Raw genomic sequence first — 14,649 nt, 5'->3', positions numbered from 1 at the left:
ACCCCAAGCATTTAGAATGCACCACACTTCGCAATCGCGCGGTGCGCTATCGGTTGCAGAACTGAAGTGATCGGCCCAAGCCCCAGCTCAGTCACTTCTCAGACGGCTTAGGCATCGCAGCTCACGGTATGCTGCAGTTCGCGCGCACCAATCAGGGTTTGGCTACCGCTTCGCGTTCGCTTTCTGCTTGTTCCGAAGACCAAGCACCCGCAGCTTCTACCGCGACCGGTGTCGCAGTGGGCAGGACGCTGAGATAGCTCTCCGTTTCAACAATCGGCACGGGCGCCCGTTGAGTCATTCGATAAAGCGCATAGAGTCCTATTCCGATGAATGTTGCCCCGAGCACCGGCCAGAATGCGTAAGGATCAATCGCCTGCATCGCCCATCCGGTTACGAGCGGGCCCACGATCGCACCAAGCCCAAACGTGAATACAAGCCCTCCGGAGGCAGCCGGCATATCCTCCGCTGAGAGAGAGTCGTTAGTGTAAGCCAAAAACAAGGCATAAAGCGGCGTAGTGACGCCGCCGACAAAAAAGGCGGAAACCATCAGAAGCCAGAATTCGCCGCTGGAGACCAAGCCAAGCGCGCAGAAGGCTGCCCCAACAAGGGATGCCCCCAAAATCAGTTTGCGACGGTCCATGCGGTCGGAAAGCCAGCCTATGGGATATTGCAGGACCAGTGCTCCTGCAAAAAGCATGGCAACGAAAAGAGCAATCTGCGCCGACGTCATGCCAATCTGAGTGCCGAACACGGCCCCCATCCCGGATTGCGTGGCGTAAACACTGCCAAGAAGGAATATTCCTACCGTGCCCAGAGGGGAACCTTTGAAGAGTTGGCGCAAAGGCATGGGCCGCGCGACTTGAACCGCAGGGACGGAAGCTACGGACAGAAGGATGGGTGCAAAGGAGATAGAGACAAGGATGGAGGCCACAATGAACAAAACCGAAGTCCCGGCGTCACCCAGCGACAACAAACCTTGTGCACCAATAATGCCCAGCGTCTGCGCGATCATGTAGGCCGACAGAACTTTGCCACGCGTTTCATTGGTAGCAGCGTCGTTGAGCCAGCTCTCCGCGGCGACATAGATCCCGGACATGCAAAACCCGATCAATAACCGGAGTAAAGTCCAGGCCCAAGGTTCGGCCAGCAGAGGAAGGGCAATCAGTCCAGCTGACATGAAGCTACCGAGTGCTGCAAACACCCGCACATGACCCACTCGTCGGATCATAACCGGCGCGATCCGGGCACCGGATAGGAAGCCCATAAAATAGCCGGAGGTAACAATGGCCAGTTCGGCTGGCGAAAAACCTTCAATCCCACCTCGAAGGCCAATGAGGGTGAAGTGCATGCCGTTGCCCAGCATGATGAGCACGATGCCAAGCAAGAGAGCCCAAACCCGTAACAATACCGCTATCATGAGGAACTCTTTCATGGGCTGGACTGCAAGCAGTTGCTCAGGTTTGCATAGGCAGATCAATGACCTGATTGTTGCAGCGCCGCATCCGGATCCGTTTACGACAGGCAATCACAGATAACTTCCTCGTCTGCCTTCAATCGACTGACAAGACGAATGTCCCAATCCACCGCACCGGGATACCGCGAGCTCAGATAGCCTCAGAAAATCATCGATCGCGATTGGCATCGATCGGCACGCCACACAGCAGAAAATGTTTAGATCACTAGTCGCTCAAAGCCCCAACGCGAGGGCGTGCCTCAAACGTGGCCTTGGTCAATTTTATGATTGATTTTAACGATCAGCAGCAGCTAATTGACCTAAAGGAAGCCCTTGCATCTCAAGGGTCCACGATGGCGGAGAGGGTGGGATTCGAACCCACGATACCCTTGCGAGTATGCCGCATTTCGAGTGCGGTGCTTTCGACCACTCAGCCACCTCTCCGGTCACACTGGTCGGCGCTCACTGGCGCGGGCTGTCTCTTAGCGGCAACTCACCCCCCATGCAAGCGCGAATATGACCGTTTTTCTATTTCGCTTTAGGAAAAGCGCACACCCCTGCAGAAGTCGCAAGAAAGCCAGCAATCTCTCCGCCTCTCTTCAACCTACTGTCGCGACGCGGACCCGGATCAAAGCCGCGCTTGCGCGAGATCCGGGTCAGACAATGAAGAACATCGGAGGCGTCAGCATAGCGACGGGCCAAAGCCCGGGACGCCGGGAATTCTCGTCACGTCAGGGCCGGAAAAATGGAAGCCGCAGGAGCCTGAGCATAGCGACCCTTCAGGGTCAGGCGGGACCGCCTTCACCCGGCCATGGCGTTCCGTGTGAAGGGGCAGTGAGCGTCGTCGGCAAAGTCTCACCCACCGCTGCCCTCACCTGCCCGGCCGCCCGAGCGTCCGGGCAATGTCGATGATGTCATCACGGGCGGCCGTCGGATCATCCTTGCTCCAAGCGACACCAAGCCCGATCTTCAGATCGATCCCCGTCACCTTCTTCAGCACCACGTCCCTGCCCGGCAAATCTGCCGTCCTTTCTGGCGCAAAGCCGACGCCAAGACCTGAGGAGACAAGCGAGATCAGCGAGAAGGTGTCGTCACAGGTATAGGCGACATTGTCATTCAGCCCATGCTCCTCGAAGGTCTCTGCAAAATAGCGCTCGGTGAAGGACAGGTTCTGTCGTTTGAAGGCGATGATCTTCTCGGCCCTCAGATCCTCGATCGTCACCTCGTGTTTCGCGGCAAGTGGGTTTCCCATTGGCACGGCCAGCAGGTACCGCTCATGGGCAATCGAGAAGAAGCGCAGCGAGTCGATGTTCTCGACCGGTCGAATAAAGCCGAGGTTCAGCTTGCCGCATTCCAGCTGCCGGATGATTTCTGATGTCGAACCATTCGAGACATGCAGACGGATGTCGGGAAACTTCCGGCCGATCCGGGCAAGGAATGCCGGGAGTACGCCAGTCGTTGCCGGATAGATCGTGCCGATCCTGATCTCCCGCATGGTTCTGCCTCCTGCAGCCCGGGCCATCTCCGCAGACAGATCCAGTTCTCCCAGCATCCTGACACAGCGATCGTAGAACACCTCCCCTGCCCGCGTCAGTTCCACCTTGCGGGTTGAGCGTGTCAGCAACTGGACTCCAAGCCCCTTCTCCAACGCCTGGACCTGTGTGCTCAGTGCCGGCTGGGCGATGTTCACCCGCATGGCGGCACGACCGAAGTGGAGCTCCTCGGCGACAGCGACAAAATAGGAGAGTTGGCGGAGTTCCATCTATGCCTCCAGCCGCACTGACGAGCACTAAACGACAGAGGGCATTAGAAAACGCATTATGTCGGTTATATCCGATGGATTAATACAATGCAAGATGGTGGCCATGCTTCATGGACACTCGTGCTCGCATAGCGTGGAATCTGAGACACTTGCGGATAGCCAAGGGCCTGACGCAGGAAAGTTTGGCTGTCGACGCTGTAGTCGACCGGAGCGTCATTAGCGACCTTGAGCGCTCGAGACACAATGTTTCTATCGATCTGCTCGACAGGCTCGCTTCGGCCTTAGAAGTGGATATCTCAGTGTTTTTTCTTATACCCTCAGCGGATGAGCAAGCAGCCCGGCCACTCAAGGTTGGACGGAAACCGAAAGGCTAACCGGTTTTTCTGCAGAGGCGACAGTTGGGGAGGCCCTTGAGGGAGGCCAAAGCACCCCTTAAATTGACTCAGCGCAACAATAAATTCGCAATCTGTACGGCTGACAACGAACCTGGCTTGGCGTCCCGTCGGCAGGGGTCGACCAATAAGCCATCCCGCGGCGATCGTGCCATTCAAGCGACCCCGGCTAAGTGAAACACTACCGGCGACCAACTCATCAGTCCGCGTCCCGTAAAGCTGCTCGCAGCCACGCCGCCTGAGCCGGTCACAGGACATCCAGCTCCCGCTTGCGCTGGGATGACCTCCACTGCCATCGACGCGCCGCTTGCGCTCAAAGCCAGCGGGGCCCTCCTCACATCCGTACACGCCGCTTGAACAGCCACCCAAACCTGATATGTTCTATCTTTGTTCATGCAGCATGCAATCCTGCACCAGCGGCCACAGAATGAGCATCGCACACCTGCTTCAAACATCAGACGAGACAGCATGACCGCCCATCTGGAAAGCCTCAACGAACGACAGCGGGACGCGGTCTTACACGGCACCGGCCCGGGCGACCCGTCAGCAGCAGGTCCTCTTCTCATCATCGCAGGTGCCGGTTCCGGCAAGACAAACACGCTTGCGCATCGTGTCGCCCATCTGATCCTCAATGGCGCCGATCCACGCCGGATCCTGCTGATGACCTTCTCACGTCGCGCAGCCTCCGAAATGGCGCGCCGCGTCGATCGCATCTGCCGACAGGTGCTCGGCGACAAGGCACTTGCTGACGGTCTTTTATGGTCGGGCACCTTCCATGGGATCGGGGCAAGATTGCTGAGGCTCTATGCCGAACAGATTGGGCTTACCGTCGATTTCACGATCCATGACCGCGAAGACAGCGCCGACCTGATGAACCTGGTGCGCCACGAGCTGGGCTTGTCGAAGACCGAGACCCGCTTTCCCACCAAAGGAACCTGCCTTGCGATCTATTCGCGCGTCGTCAATGCCGAAAGCTCGATCGCAGAGGTGCTCAAGTCCGCCTATCCATGGGCGATCAACTGGGAAGAGGAGTTGAAGGCGCTGTTTGCCGGTTATGTCGCGGCCAAACAGGCACAAGGCGTCCTCGACTATGACGACCTCCTTCTCTACTGGGCACAGATGGTCTCGCATCCAGAGCTGGCCGACGATATCGGCAACCGCTTCGACCATGTGCTTGTCGACGAATATCAGGACACCAACCGGCTGCAGGCACAGATCCTGATGTCACTCAAACCGGGTGGGCGGGGCCTGACCGTTGTCGGCGACGATGCCCAGTCGATCTATTCATTCCGGGCTGCGACCATCCGAAACATCCTCGACTTCCCAAATGAGTTTTCACCAAAGCCGGCCGACGTGATTACGCTTGACCGCAATTATCGCTCGACGCAGCCGATCCTGGCTGCAGCCAATGGCGTGATTGGCCTGGCCCGCGAGCGCTATACCAAGAACCTCTGGACCGACAGGCAATCCGAACAGAAGCCCCGTCTGGTGACAGTCAAGGACGAGAACGACCAGGCAGGCTTTATCGTCGAAGAGGTCCTGGCAAACCGGGAGATCGGCATTGCGCTCAAGCAACAGGCCGTGCTCTTTCGGACCTCGAGCCATAGCGGTTCGCTCGAGGTCGAACTGACCAGGCGCAATATCCCCTTCGTCAAGTTCGGCGGGCTCAAATTCCTCGACAGCGCCCATGTCAAGGATCTCCTGGCCATCATCCGCTTTGCCCAGAACCCGCGTGATCTCGTCGCCGGTTTTCGGGTGCTGCAGATGCTGCCTGGTATCGGGCCGCAAAGGGCTGCCACAATCCTCGACACGATTGCCGCCGATCCTGAGCCCCTAGCATCGCTTGGCGAGATCCCGCCGCCGCCGAAGACCGGCGATGACTGGGCGCCCTTCGTCACCTTGCTTTGCGGCCTTCGCAGAGATGAACATGGCTGGCCCGGAGACATCGAACAGGCAAGGCTCTGGTATGAGCCGCATCTCGAACGGATCCACGAGGATCCTGAGACCCGCAAGGCTGATCTCGTGCAGCTCGAGCAGATCGCATCCGGCTATCCAAGCCGCGAACGCTTCTTGACCGAACTGACACTCGATCCGCCGGATGCAACAAGCGATCAGGCGGGCGTTCCCCTGCTTGACGAAGACTATCTGATCCTCTCGACGATCCATTCCGCCAAGGGCCAGGAATGGCGTGCCGTCTTCATGCTCAATGTCGTTGACGGCTGCATGCCCTCTGACCTTGGAGCGGGAACGACGGATGAGCTCGAGGAAGAGCGCCGGTTGCTTTATGTCGGCATGACCAGGGCTCGAGACAGTCTCAGCCTGATTGTGCCGCAGCGCTTTTACACCCATGGACAGAACAGCCGCGGCGACCGGCATGTCTATGCATCCCGCAGCCGGTTCATCCCGGCCATGCTCTTGCAGTTTTTCGAGCAGACAAGTTGGCCGAAGGTGGTAACGACCACCACGGGACGAAGTGCCAGCCAGATCAGGATTGACGTTGCCGCCAAGATGCGCGGCATGTGGAATTGACGCCCAAAAGGGCGACCTGGGCGATCATGCGTCTCGACCAGAGGGATCGCCCGTGAAGCGATGTTTCCTGGCCTCAGTAAGCGTCAATGAGCATCGGGCTCGATCACTGGCCAACAACGGCTTAATCAAGCCTCCTCCTCCTCCTCATCATCAAGCTGGGTGAAGACGAGGCCCGGCGTATCATCGACAAAGTTATCCGGCCTCAACAGCGCAGTGACGGCCGGCACCCAGACCTGGGGCACAAACATCAGTTCGAGGCCCATTGCACGTCCGATGTTGATCAGGGTTGTGGTTCGGGCAGAACTGCGACCGGCTTCGATGTCCTGATAACGCAGCCGCGAAATTCCAGCCTCTTCTGCCACCCGTTTTTGCGAATAGCCAAGCTCCTTGCGGGTCGCCTTCAGTTTCTGGCCGATAAGCAGGAGGTCTTCTGATTCCGCCGCCACGACAATGCCTTATGCAGTAAATTTCACGAGCCTTGATGTTCAAGACAGGCTCAAACTTGTCAAGCAAGTCCCCGGAGCGCAGCCAGTCTTTCTTCAGGGCGGTGATGGCCGATATTGCCTATGCGGACAATCCGCAGGCGATACAACATCAGGGCTTCGTGGGTGTACCAGGCGCTGGAATTCACACCGAACGCGCAACTGCCTCTCAAATGACCTGACCGGGCCTTTCGTAAAGCAACCGAACCCAGACGCGCATCCGGCGTCGATGCCCCCAAAAAGCTGCAGCACGTCTCTGGCGACTTGCCGTCTCCGGCCTCAACCGCTATGCGAATTGTGCAAGAATGCATCTAGGAGAGCACCATTATGGCAACCGGCATCGTCAAATTCTTCGCCCAGGACAAGGGCTTCGGCTTCATCACCCCCGACGCGGGCGGCCCTGACGTCTTTGTCCACATTTCTGCGATCAGCACGGGCAGCCCGCTGCAGGATGGCCAGAAGGTGAACTACGATGTTGGCCAGGATCGCAAGACCGGCAAGTCCAAGGCGGAAAACGTCACCGTTCTGCGCTGATATCATTGAGCCCAATGGCGACGCGCGCGACTGGCCAAATCAGGGCAAAGTGCGCGTCCCCTCAACCTGCAGGGGTGGCGTACGTCTGCGCCTCATATGCCTCTGCCGTTTCGCGGCCAAAGCGCGTCTCTAAAGCGACCATTGCAGACAATCGCATTCGGCAACAGAACGCTGACTCGACGAAGGTTGCTGCAGATCTCTGCAAGGTCCAATCTCGAACAGTGACCTGCCGTCGCCTGCACTCTGGCCGGCGTGACGATCACCAGCTCTGGCGTGTTCAAGCCTTGCGATAGGATAAGTAACTGAGCCTTTCAACTCACCTGAAAAACGCAATTTGTCCTATTGCCAGCACCTACGAGGCCTGCCCGCTCGACCTTGTTTCGCAGAGCCCCGAAACAAGCGCTGCCTGGTCGACATAGTGACCCCTCAAATATCTGAAGCGAGCACGCAAGATGTGAGCAAGCCTGCCTTCAGGCCTCCTGCCAGACAGTCAGGCGGCGCCGGACGCGAGGGGATCGCGAAAAACGTCTGGGATGATATTTAATCTTGAACCCGGCTGTCGCGCTCAAACCCGAGCTCTCGATCGGGCGGCACATTGCCAATCAAGCAAATGCGGTAACCTGAGCCCGGCCATCAACAGAGCGTTCCCTGACGGTCGATGCACATTCTACACGATCCCGACCAATGCGCTTGGCAAGATAAAGCGCTTCATCGGCGCGGCCGATCGCAGTGAGGACATCATGTTTCAGGTCTGCGACTTCGCTGACCCCGAAACTCGCGGTAAACGACTGCGCATGAAACCTGGTGATCGAAGTGTCCTTCAGACTTTTGCGCATCATCTCTGCCCAGTGTTTCGCGTCCGCTTCTGAGGCACCGGGCAAAAGGATAACGAATTCCTCTCCGCCGAAACGAGCCAGCACTGTGTTTTCGCCGGCCATCTGCTTGAGCCTTCTTGCCATGTCGATGATCACCTGATCGCCGACATCATGGCCTTGGCTGTCATTGATGGCCTTGAAGTGATCAATGTCGGCAACGATGACGGCGCCTGCGGATTTGCCGCTTTTTGCCATTTGCTCGACGGCCGTCTCAAATCCACGTCTGTTCAACAGGCTGGTCATGGGATCGCGGGCTGCTGCAAGCCTATGCTTGTCCACCGACTTCAAGGCAAGTGCCGTGATCGCAGAGAAGGGGAAGAGCAGACAGATCGTCAGCGTCGTCACATGGACCGAAAGGTTATAGGCGGACTCGACGAATTCGCTCATCGCTTCACCGGTGGGATAGATGAAGGTGAAGACGACGCCACGAACCAGGCTATCGAGCGTTACCAGAAAGCTGGCAAAGATCAGAAAACGATCGGCTGTATTTTTGCTGCGGCCGATCACCTTGAAGACCGCGATTGCCAAGAGGCTCGAAAAGACCATCTCGATCACGAAAAGGACAAGCCGGAGATTGGGATCGAAGAAGACCAAATAGATGTGAGGGGCAAGGAAGGAGAGTGCCAGGCCGCGCCTTAACAGAGCTGCGCGATCCACGCCGAAATGGATCATCAAGGCGCTGCCGTAACAATAGGCGGCGCCAATGAACAAGATCCCGGATGCCAGCTGATCAAATCGCGGTTCCACCGGAAAAGTCGAAAGGGCAAAGCCGAGCCCGGTTTGCAAGAAGCCCGCCGACCAATGCCAGGACGATGCCAGGCCCAGGCGCCACAAGAGCAGAAAAAACACCGAAAGGCCCATAAAGACGGTCAAAGGCAAGTAGAAAAGCAGGTCTTTGGCGTCCATCAAAACTACTCGGCAAAAATTTCAGGCATTGCAGAAGAGGCGGATCGGCTGACGACCGATGAAGGCCTTATCCCCTTGATATTAGGGGAGAAGATTGCTCGCAAAGATTAATTTATAATGTTCGAGACAAAGCTTTCCTTGCAGCCCATCTCACGTCTTCGGCATTGCCCCGCAAAGGCCAAGACCCACCCCCACTGGTTCTCACCCAGAGTGAGGAAACTAAGGCCTGCGGAGCCGCCAATTTGTTGCTCGCTCCTCACCCGTGTCACTGCTTTTGACAGAATGGCAGAAGAACGATGCCACTTGCTCAGAAGGCGCGGCCCATTCTTTGACGGCATGACACAAGCATACTGTTCCTGAAACCCGATAAATCTGACGCGACATCGCGTCAGATTTGTCAGCGAACAGAGTGGGGACAGTCACTGTGAGCCTTGCCCAATACGCCGACGACGGGTTCTTTTCTCCGGCCAGGATTGCGGAGACCTTGCGGACGACCACTGAGGACATCTGCCGAACAGCGGGCCTTAGCAAGGACGAGGTTCAAGGCAAGGATCGGGTTCGTTCAGACAAGGCGCAAGCTCGTTTGCGCGACTTGGTGGAAACCATCAACAAGGTGGAGCCGCGTTTCGGCTCTGCGCTGATGGCCTATGCCTGGTACCGATCCCAACCTCTTCCCGGGTTCTTCGGGTTTACAGCGATGCAGCTTGTCAAAGATGGGCGAGCCGACGATGTGCGCGATTATGTCGACGCCGTCGGTACTGGTATCCACGCCTGATCGATGTTCAAGGGGAAGTTGCTCAGCGCACTTAATCCGTATGGGCCCGTGAGCCACGGTGAGGCGAGAGCGCGCAGCCTCTGGCGGGCAATTCAGCAATAGGGGCGTTCCCGGGCTCTACACTTGCCTTTCGATTATGACCGCCATCCGAGATGGTCAACCAGGTCGTAAGCTTACAACCGTCGGCAATCGTTCGATATAGGGCTGAAAATTCGAGCGGATCTCTACCCGCCAGGACAATTACGCTTTAGCGGCTTACCCAACGGGTGCTGCAGAACGCGCAGGCATCACCAGGCCCGACCAGATGAAGGTGAACCGCGACGCTAGAACACGGGTTTTTTGCCTAGCTTCAGGGCGAAGCGGCAAAGGCGTACTGCTCGCGCGAAGGTTGGAATATGGTGCTTTTTGGAGCGATCCCAATCTCGTTTTTGGCACGGGGCGAAGACGCACCACATCGCGCCTTGCGGCAATAGATGATGAGAACCATCTTGCTTGAGGACAGAGTCTGCGGACGCGGACCCACTTAACCGAACAGTTATCAAGCTAAGAGCAGCTCGCCTTATAACCATTCGGTAATAATGCAGCATCCAACAGAACTCTATAATGGATCGGTTATAAAATGCTCGTCCTGACGGTCGATGACCTGCGTGAACTGCTGAAGAAGGAACGGAAAAGGCGTCGGCTGACCCAGTCTCGCGCGGCAGGCTTGGTCGGCTACTCGCAAAAGTGGCTTTCGGACTTTGAGCGTGGCAGGGTCAACCCGCCCATCGACATGGTGCTGAAGATGATATCGGTTCTGGGAATCAGGTTGGAAGCGAGCGCAACCGAGCCAGCCAGCATAGCGGACGAGGAGGCTATCCTCTGATGCCGGCCTCTATGCGACTTTACGGCCGTCACGTGGGCACTCTGGACGTGGAAATGGAGGCCGCCTAGGGGGCGACCGGGATGCCCCCCATATAAGCCCAACCGAAAACGCAGACGGACTTGACTAGATGGTGAACCAAAGAGTGTTGCTGCTCGACCTTCCATTCCTCAAGAACTTGGCAACGAACGGGAGGGCAAGACCAGGTCATTTATCAGCGCTCTTTCTAGGCGATGGAATACGCGTGCGGTTCGCCGATCTTCGGCGACGGGCTGAGACCTGATAGGGCCGCATAAGACTATATGACCCAGTTCGATGGGTTGAATAATCTACATTCTCGCATTAATAATACCATCTCAAGGGTCAATTAATGCAACTCACGCTCCAAACTCATTTTGATGGCGAGTGGCACTACGCCGCAACGCTAGAGCTCAAGGACGACACGGCCGGCTTCAAGGGTGCGTCGATTGTCGATTATGATCTCGACTATTTTATCGCGGTAGCGTCGGCGGAATTCACAGTCGGGAAACAGGTCCGGGACCATCGCGCCTTGTCTGTCGGTTATCCCGTCGATCTCGAAAATCGATACAGTCGCAACTGGCCACCTTTCCTATTGGATCTTATGCCCCAGGGGCATGCAAAGCGACAACTTGCAGAATATCTCGGCCTGACTGAAAGCTCTAGCGCTTCCGATTTGCCCTTGCTTTTGCGATCGGCAACAGGCGGCATAGGCAATATCAGGATCAAGGAAGCGTCGGACGCCGAAGCGGAGCGGTTGCGGGGTGTCGAACGGCAAGGGGTGACAGAAGCGGACATTCTTTCGCGGTCTGATCGCTTCATGGAAGTCGCTGATCGTTTTGGAATACTCGCTTCAGGCTCCAGCGGCCTGCAAGGAGAGTGGCCGAAGGTCGCGATGACCCAGGCGAATGACGGCCTCTTTTATCCCGATAGCTTCGTGGCCGATGACGAGGCCGTGCGCCATGTCATCGTCAAGCTGCTCCGCAGCAACGAGCCTGTAGACCGCCTGATCCTCGAAGGCGAAGCCCTCTATTCGCGGATCGCGCAAGACATCGGCCTTCATGTCAGCGAACCGTCGACCTATGCTGAGGGCGTCCTGATCATTCCCCGTTTCGACCGGAAGAAGCAGGAGGGTGGCGGAACCATTCGTCTGGGCCAGGAAAGTCTTGTGTCAGCGATCGGCGTCGCCGATTTCGGCCATGTCGGCACGCATGAGGCCTATATCGATGTTCTCAGCCGATATTCTGCCAATCCCTTCGCGGATATTGTCGAATACCTGAAGCGCGATATCGCCAATCTGGCGCTCGGCAATCCCGACAATCATGGCCGCAATTCCGCTCTCAGCAAGCTTGAGGATGGTACAATCCGCCTTTCTCCCCTTTTTGATTTCGCGCCCATGCGGCTCGCCAGGGAGGGGATCGTCCGTTCCACGCGATGGGCGATGATGCGAGATCTCGGCCTTGATCATTCGCCGGATTGGAAGCGCATTTGTCTCGGGCTCGTATCGGATCGCGAAGAGCAAGAAGCACTCGTGCGCGCGCTATCAGAGTTTGCCGAACGTCTGCAGCAGGCCCCAAGGATGGCGAAGAACATGCGCGCTGCACCTGAGATACTCGATCATGCAATGGGACGCTGTACAGCCATCGCAAGCAGCGTCCTGGACGCTTGTCAGTCATGGTGAAGGATTAGGTTATGGCCCGGTGGAAGAAGCCTTCGAAGGAAGCGATACTTGAAAATCGCCGGGCACTGGCTGAGCGCGCTCGAGCCGGCGATCTCAGACTGCCCGGTGCAGTTGTCGAAATCCGCAAGGGTATCGGCATGACCCAGGAAGAATTCGCCAACATGCTATCACTCACCAGACGTCAGGTGGCTGAAATGGAGGCCGGTACGGCAAACCCAACGCTTGAAACGCTCGACAGAATTGCCCGCCTGTTCGGTCTGAGCGTCGGACTTGTACCAAAGGCGCGTGAGGTCAATCGGCTCTCGTAACCTGCAGCGGACCAGCGTGAGGTGACACGCGTCCGACAGGCAAGCGTTAAGGTCGCTCAAGGGCTGAAGGCTCGTATGCGGTCTATTGTTGTCCTGACCGGGTGCCAGACAGGCATGGCTGTCAGATGTTTACCCCACCAACGGACTGGCTGGAGGGACTGGCCCCCAAGGCGGGGCATCGTCCAGGCTCACTGAGCCGACAGTTTCGACAATGAGAGCATGGTCATGACGATTTAAGACCATCTTTCGACGGCTTGGTGCCGGACACTAACAAGCTGGCCATCATTAGGGACAATGGGTACCGCACCACGTGCGCACGTCCAGCAGAAGTGCGTCAACGGTTTTGCCTCCGGGCTTTGATGAATCGGGGAGATGGAGCAGTTGCGGTGATCTGGTTTACACCGAAACTGAACTGATCAGAATCCTAGTCACCTTGCTCCCCGGCCCCCTGCAAATAGCCACGCACCCCTTTGCTACGACGGTTCCGGACCATCCGCCTGAAATCGAGCGCCTCGAACACCGAGTAGTCCACATCGGATCTCATCTGCAGACGGGCAAGAGCCACCGCTGATGCCTCGTTAAGTGACTTCAAGCCGTAATGTGCGTTGACGTCAGCCCCGACCGAATGGCCAACCTGGATCCTGCCTGCTCGCAGACTAACCTGATGATCACGCAAATCATCGATGTATTGAGCACGCAGAGAATGAAAGACCTCGCCGCAGCCGGGCGCAATCCCCGCCTTCTTGAACAGGCGCTGCATATATTGAGAGGCGCTCTTGGAAGGATCGGCAAGGCGCATCAGATCCGGGAACAGAAACTGATGGCTGCGGCTCAAGGCCCAGTCAATGAAACCGATACGATGGAAAAACTCGTGCAGCACGAAAAAGCTTAAGCTCGCTTTGGTCTTCAAGGGAACCCGACGCGCCCGCCCCTCGATTTCAACGAGGCTCGTCGGTTGCACGACCCAGACATTGTCGAATTTTTCAACGATATCGATCCCTCTGAGATAGATCAGAGCCGAAAGCCGCCTCCCTGTCAGATGCGCTAATAGCGGCAGCATGGCTGCATCCAAGTGGCCCGAGTCAGTGCCGATGCGGAACAGGGTCGTCAGCTGTTTTGCATTGAGTGATGCGGTCTGTCGCGATGGCGCGAGACTTGATGGATAGCGTACGGACACATCATGGAAAGGATCCCGATACGAATGGGACGTCATCCCCGATCGCATTGCTGCTCGGACGGCTGCCACATAGCCGTCCTTGACTGATTTTTCAGCCAAAGGCTGATGACCAAGCCGCCTTGCCTCGTCAATCACCTCCCTGGCCGAGCCTCGCTTTCTAAGGCTCGCTCTGGCTGGCCAGTCGGCCATCAGGAGAATAAAGGCCTGCAGATCGGCGGCCTCGTAGCGGTCGACCGGATGGTCGCCGATCAGGTCCAGAAAGACCGAAATTCTCGAACTTGCACTTTGGACATCCTTCATATTGCCAGGCGTGACCATGGCGCGAAGTTTCAGATAGTCGGCAGCGATAATGCTGAACCTTGGCAGCTTCGACCTCTTGCGTAAGACCGCCCTCCTATCCTGCAGATAGGCCGGAACTGTATCGCCAAGCAGCCCGTCAGGATCCGGCGGCGACAGCAGATACCCGTCTCGATTGAATGCGGCCCCCCTCTTCTTCCCCGGTAGTCGCTTAGCAGAATTGTCTGGGGGGACTGGGGTTGCAGCACCAGATTGGCAGAGCTTCCTCCGCAGATTTGGCGGGTAAACCTCTGCCAATTTGCGCTCGGCCTTCTGCCTGACGCGCTCAGCCGCTTCCATCAAGAACGCGTCAACCGCCAGCTGGGCTGCAAGTTTGATCCTTTCCTCAAGATCAGGCTGTAGCAACGGAAGAGGCTTTTCACCTGTGTCGCGCGCAGCAAGCGGTTGGCCGGCCGCGATGAGCGCCAGATCATCCTTCAGGCGATTTTTGATGGCAGCCGCGATGCGCATACTGGCTTCAATGCCTACCAGCGATGACTCTGCTCCAGGCGTCGCCAGAGGGCTCTTACCAGTGCGTAAGGCTTGTGAGATCGCCGCA

14 protein-coding genes and 1 tRNA gene are annotated in these 14,649 nt (G+C 57.2%); 9 read left to right on the top strand and 6 right to left on the bottom strand.

Annotated features, from left to right (window positions below; all coding sequences use genetic code 11):
* Positions 1–151: 151 nt before the first annotated feature.
* The 3 genes from GH983_RS23515 to GH983_RS23505 all read right to left on the bottom strand — a co-directional run bounded on the left by GH983_RS23515 (position 152) and on the right by GH983_RS23505 (position 3,215).
* On the bottom strand, positions 152–1,417 hold the full coding sequence (locus GH983_RS23515; protein ID WP_069044170.1) for an MFS transporter: 1,266 nt from the start codon (positions 1,415–1,417) through the stop codon (positions 152–154).
* Positions 1,418–1,807: 390 nt separating this feature from the next.
* A tRNA-Ser gene (locus GH983_RS23510) sits at positions 1,808–1,897 on the bottom strand.
* Between the two features lie 427 nt (positions 1,898–2,324).
* Positions 2,325–3,215, bottom strand: a complete 891-nt coding sequence (locus GH983_RS23505) for a LysR family transcriptional regulator (RefSeq protein ID WP_153763851.1) — start codon at positions 3,213–3,215, stop codon at positions 2,325–2,327.
* Positions 3,216–3,325: 110 nt separating this feature from the next.
* On the opposite strand from GH983_RS23505, the gene GH983_RS23500 reads away from it, so the two are divergent.
* Positions 3,326–3,589 carry a helix-turn-helix domain-containing protein gene (locus tag GH983_RS23500; protein ID WP_069044168.1) on the top strand — a complete coding sequence of 88 codons (264 nt, stop codon included), beginning with the start codon at positions 3,326–3,328 and terminating at the stop codon, positions 3,587–3,589.
* Positions 3,590–4,075: 486 nt separating this feature from the next.
* Entirely contained in the window at positions 4,076–6,136 is a 2,061-nt protein-coding gene (locus tag GH983_RS23495; RefSeq protein ID WP_153763850.1) for an ATP-dependent helicase, read from the top strand.
* Positions 6,137–6,261: 125 nt separating this feature from the next.
* Here the strand turns inward: GH983_RS23495 and GH983_RS23490 are convergent, their stop codons facing one another.
* Entirely contained in the window at positions 6,262–6,582 is a 321-nt protein-coding gene (locus GH983_RS23490) for a helix-turn-helix domain-containing protein (RefSeq protein ID WP_153763849.1), read from the bottom strand.
* Between the two features lie 35 nt (positions 6,583–6,617).
* Between GH983_RS23490 and GH983_RS23485 the strand changes: the two genes are divergently transcribed.
* Entirely contained in the window at positions 6,618–6,800 is a 183-nt protein-coding gene (locus GH983_RS23485; protein WP_153763848.1) for a hypothetical protein, read from the top strand.
* Between the two features lie 145 nt (positions 6,801–6,945).
* Positions 6,946–7,152 carry a cold-shock protein gene (locus tag GH983_RS23480; RefSeq protein WP_069044165.1) on the top strand — a complete coding sequence of 69 codons (207 nt, stop codon included), beginning with the start codon at positions 6,946–6,948 and terminating at the stop codon, positions 7,150–7,152.
* Between the two features lie 602 nt (positions 7,153–7,754).
* Here the strand turns inward: GH983_RS23480 and GH983_RS23475 are convergent.
* Positions 7,755–8,699 (bottom strand): GGDEF domain-containing protein, encoded by a 945-nt coding sequence (locus GH983_RS23475; RefSeq protein ID WP_194842856.1) that lies wholly within the window; start codon positions 8,697–8,699, stop codon positions 7,755–7,757.
* Between GH983_RS23475 and GH983_RS24215 the strand changes: the two genes are divergently transcribed.
* From GH983_RS24215 to GH983_RS23455, 5 genes are all read left to right on the top strand, one after another.
* Positions 8,691–9,044 carry a hypothetical protein gene (locus GH983_RS24215; protein ID WP_194842855.1) on the top strand — a complete coding sequence of 118 codons (354 nt, stop codon included), beginning with the start codon at positions 8,691–8,693 and terminating at the stop codon, positions 9,042–9,044. The two genes, GH983_RS23475 and GH983_RS24215, sit on opposite strands and share 9 nt — an antisense overlap.
* Positions 9,045–9,357: 313 nt before the next feature.
* Positions 9,358–9,708 carry an antitoxin Xre/MbcA/ParS toxin-binding domain-containing protein gene (locus GH983_RS23470; protein WP_153763846.1) on the top strand — a complete coding sequence of 117 codons (351 nt, stop codon included), beginning with the start codon at positions 9,358–9,360 and terminating at the stop codon, positions 9,706–9,708.
* A 619-nt stretch (positions 9,709–10,327) separates the two neighbouring features.
* Positions 10,328–10,573, top strand: a complete 246-nt coding sequence (locus GH983_RS23465; RefSeq protein ID WP_153763845.1) for a helix-turn-helix transcriptional regulator — start codon at positions 10,328–10,330, stop codon at positions 10,571–10,573.
* A 367-nt stretch (positions 10,574–10,940) separates the two neighbouring features.
* Positions 10,941–12,269, top strand: coding sequence for a type II toxin-antitoxin system HipA family toxin (locus tag GH983_RS23460; protein ID WP_153763844.1), 1,329 nt, complete (start codon positions 10,941–10,943; stop codon positions 12,267–12,269).
* Between the two features lie 11 nt (positions 12,270–12,280).
* Complete coding sequence (locus GH983_RS23455; protein WP_153763843.1) at positions 12,281–12,577, top strand: helix-turn-helix transcriptional regulator; 297 nt, start codon at positions 12,281–12,283, stop codon at positions 12,575–12,577.
* Positions 12,578–13,001: 424 nt separating this feature from the next.
* Here the strand turns inward: GH983_RS23455 and GH983_RS23450 are convergent, their stop codons facing one another.
* Positions 13,002–14,561: a hypothetical protein gene (locus tag GH983_RS23450; protein ID WP_153763842.1), complete on the bottom strand. Its 1,560-nt coding sequence runs from the start codon at positions 14,559–14,561 to the stop codon at positions 13,002–13,004.
* Between the last annotated feature and the right edge of the window lie 88 nt (positions 14,562–14,649).

The organism is Agrobacterium sp. MA01, from assembly GCF_009650195.1.
In the GTDB taxonomy this organism is placed as follows: domain Bacteria; phylum Pseudomonadota; class Alphaproteobacteria; order Rhizobiales; family Rhizobiaceae; genus Allorhizobium.
The sequence above is the reverse complement of the archived record's forward strand: the minus strand, read 5'-3'. Positions and strand labels throughout refer to the sequence as shown.

Bases quoted from the DNA above. Each gene is read 5' to 3' on its own strand.
- GH983_RS23515 (WP_069044170.1), bottom strand. From the start codon at position 1,417: ATGATAGCGGTATTGTTACGGGTTTGGGCTCTCTTGCTTGGCATCGTG.
- GH983_RS23505 (WP_153763851.1), bottom strand. From the start codon at position 3,215: ATGGAACTCCGCCAACTCTCCTATTTTGTCGCTGTCGCCGAGGAGCTC.
- GH983_RS23500 (WP_069044168.1), top strand. From the start codon at position 3,326: ATGGACACTCGTGCTCGCATAGCGTGGAATCTGAGACACTTGCGGATA.
- GH983_RS23495 (WP_153763850.1), top strand. From the start codon at position 4,076: ATGACCGCCCATCTGGAAAGCCTCAACGAACGACAGCGGGACGCGGTC.
- GH983_RS23485 (WP_153763848.1), top strand. From the start codon at position 6,618: ATGTTCAAGACAGGCTCAAACTTGTCAAGCAAGTCCCCGGAGCGCAGC.
- GH983_RS23480 (WP_069044165.1), top strand. From the start codon at position 6,946: ATGGCAACCGGCATCGTCAAATTCTTCGCCCAGGACAAGGGCTTCGGC.
- GH983_RS24215 (WP_194842855.1), top strand. From the start codon at position 8,691: ATGGATCATCAAGGCGCTGCCGTAACAATAGGCGGCGCCAATGAACAA.
- GH983_RS23475 (WP_194842856.1), bottom strand. From the start codon at position 8,699: ATGATCCATTTCGGCGTGGATCGCGCAGCTCTGTTAAGGCGCGGCCTG.
- GH983_RS23465 (WP_153763845.1), top strand. From the start codon at position 10,328: ATGCTCGTCCTGACGGTCGATGACCTGCGTGAACTGCTGAAGAAGGAA.
- GH983_RS23460 (WP_153763844.1), top strand. From the start codon at position 10,941: ATGCAACTCACGCTCCAAACTCATTTTGATGGCGAGTGGCACTACGCC.
- GH983_RS23455 (WP_153763843.1), top strand. From the start codon at position 12,281: ATGGCCCGGTGGAAGAAGCCTTCGAAGGAAGCGATACTTGAAAATCGC.
- GH983_RS23450 (WP_153763842.1), bottom strand. From the start codon at position 14,561: ATGCGCATCGCGGCTGCCATCAAAAATCGCCTGAAGGATGATCTGGCG.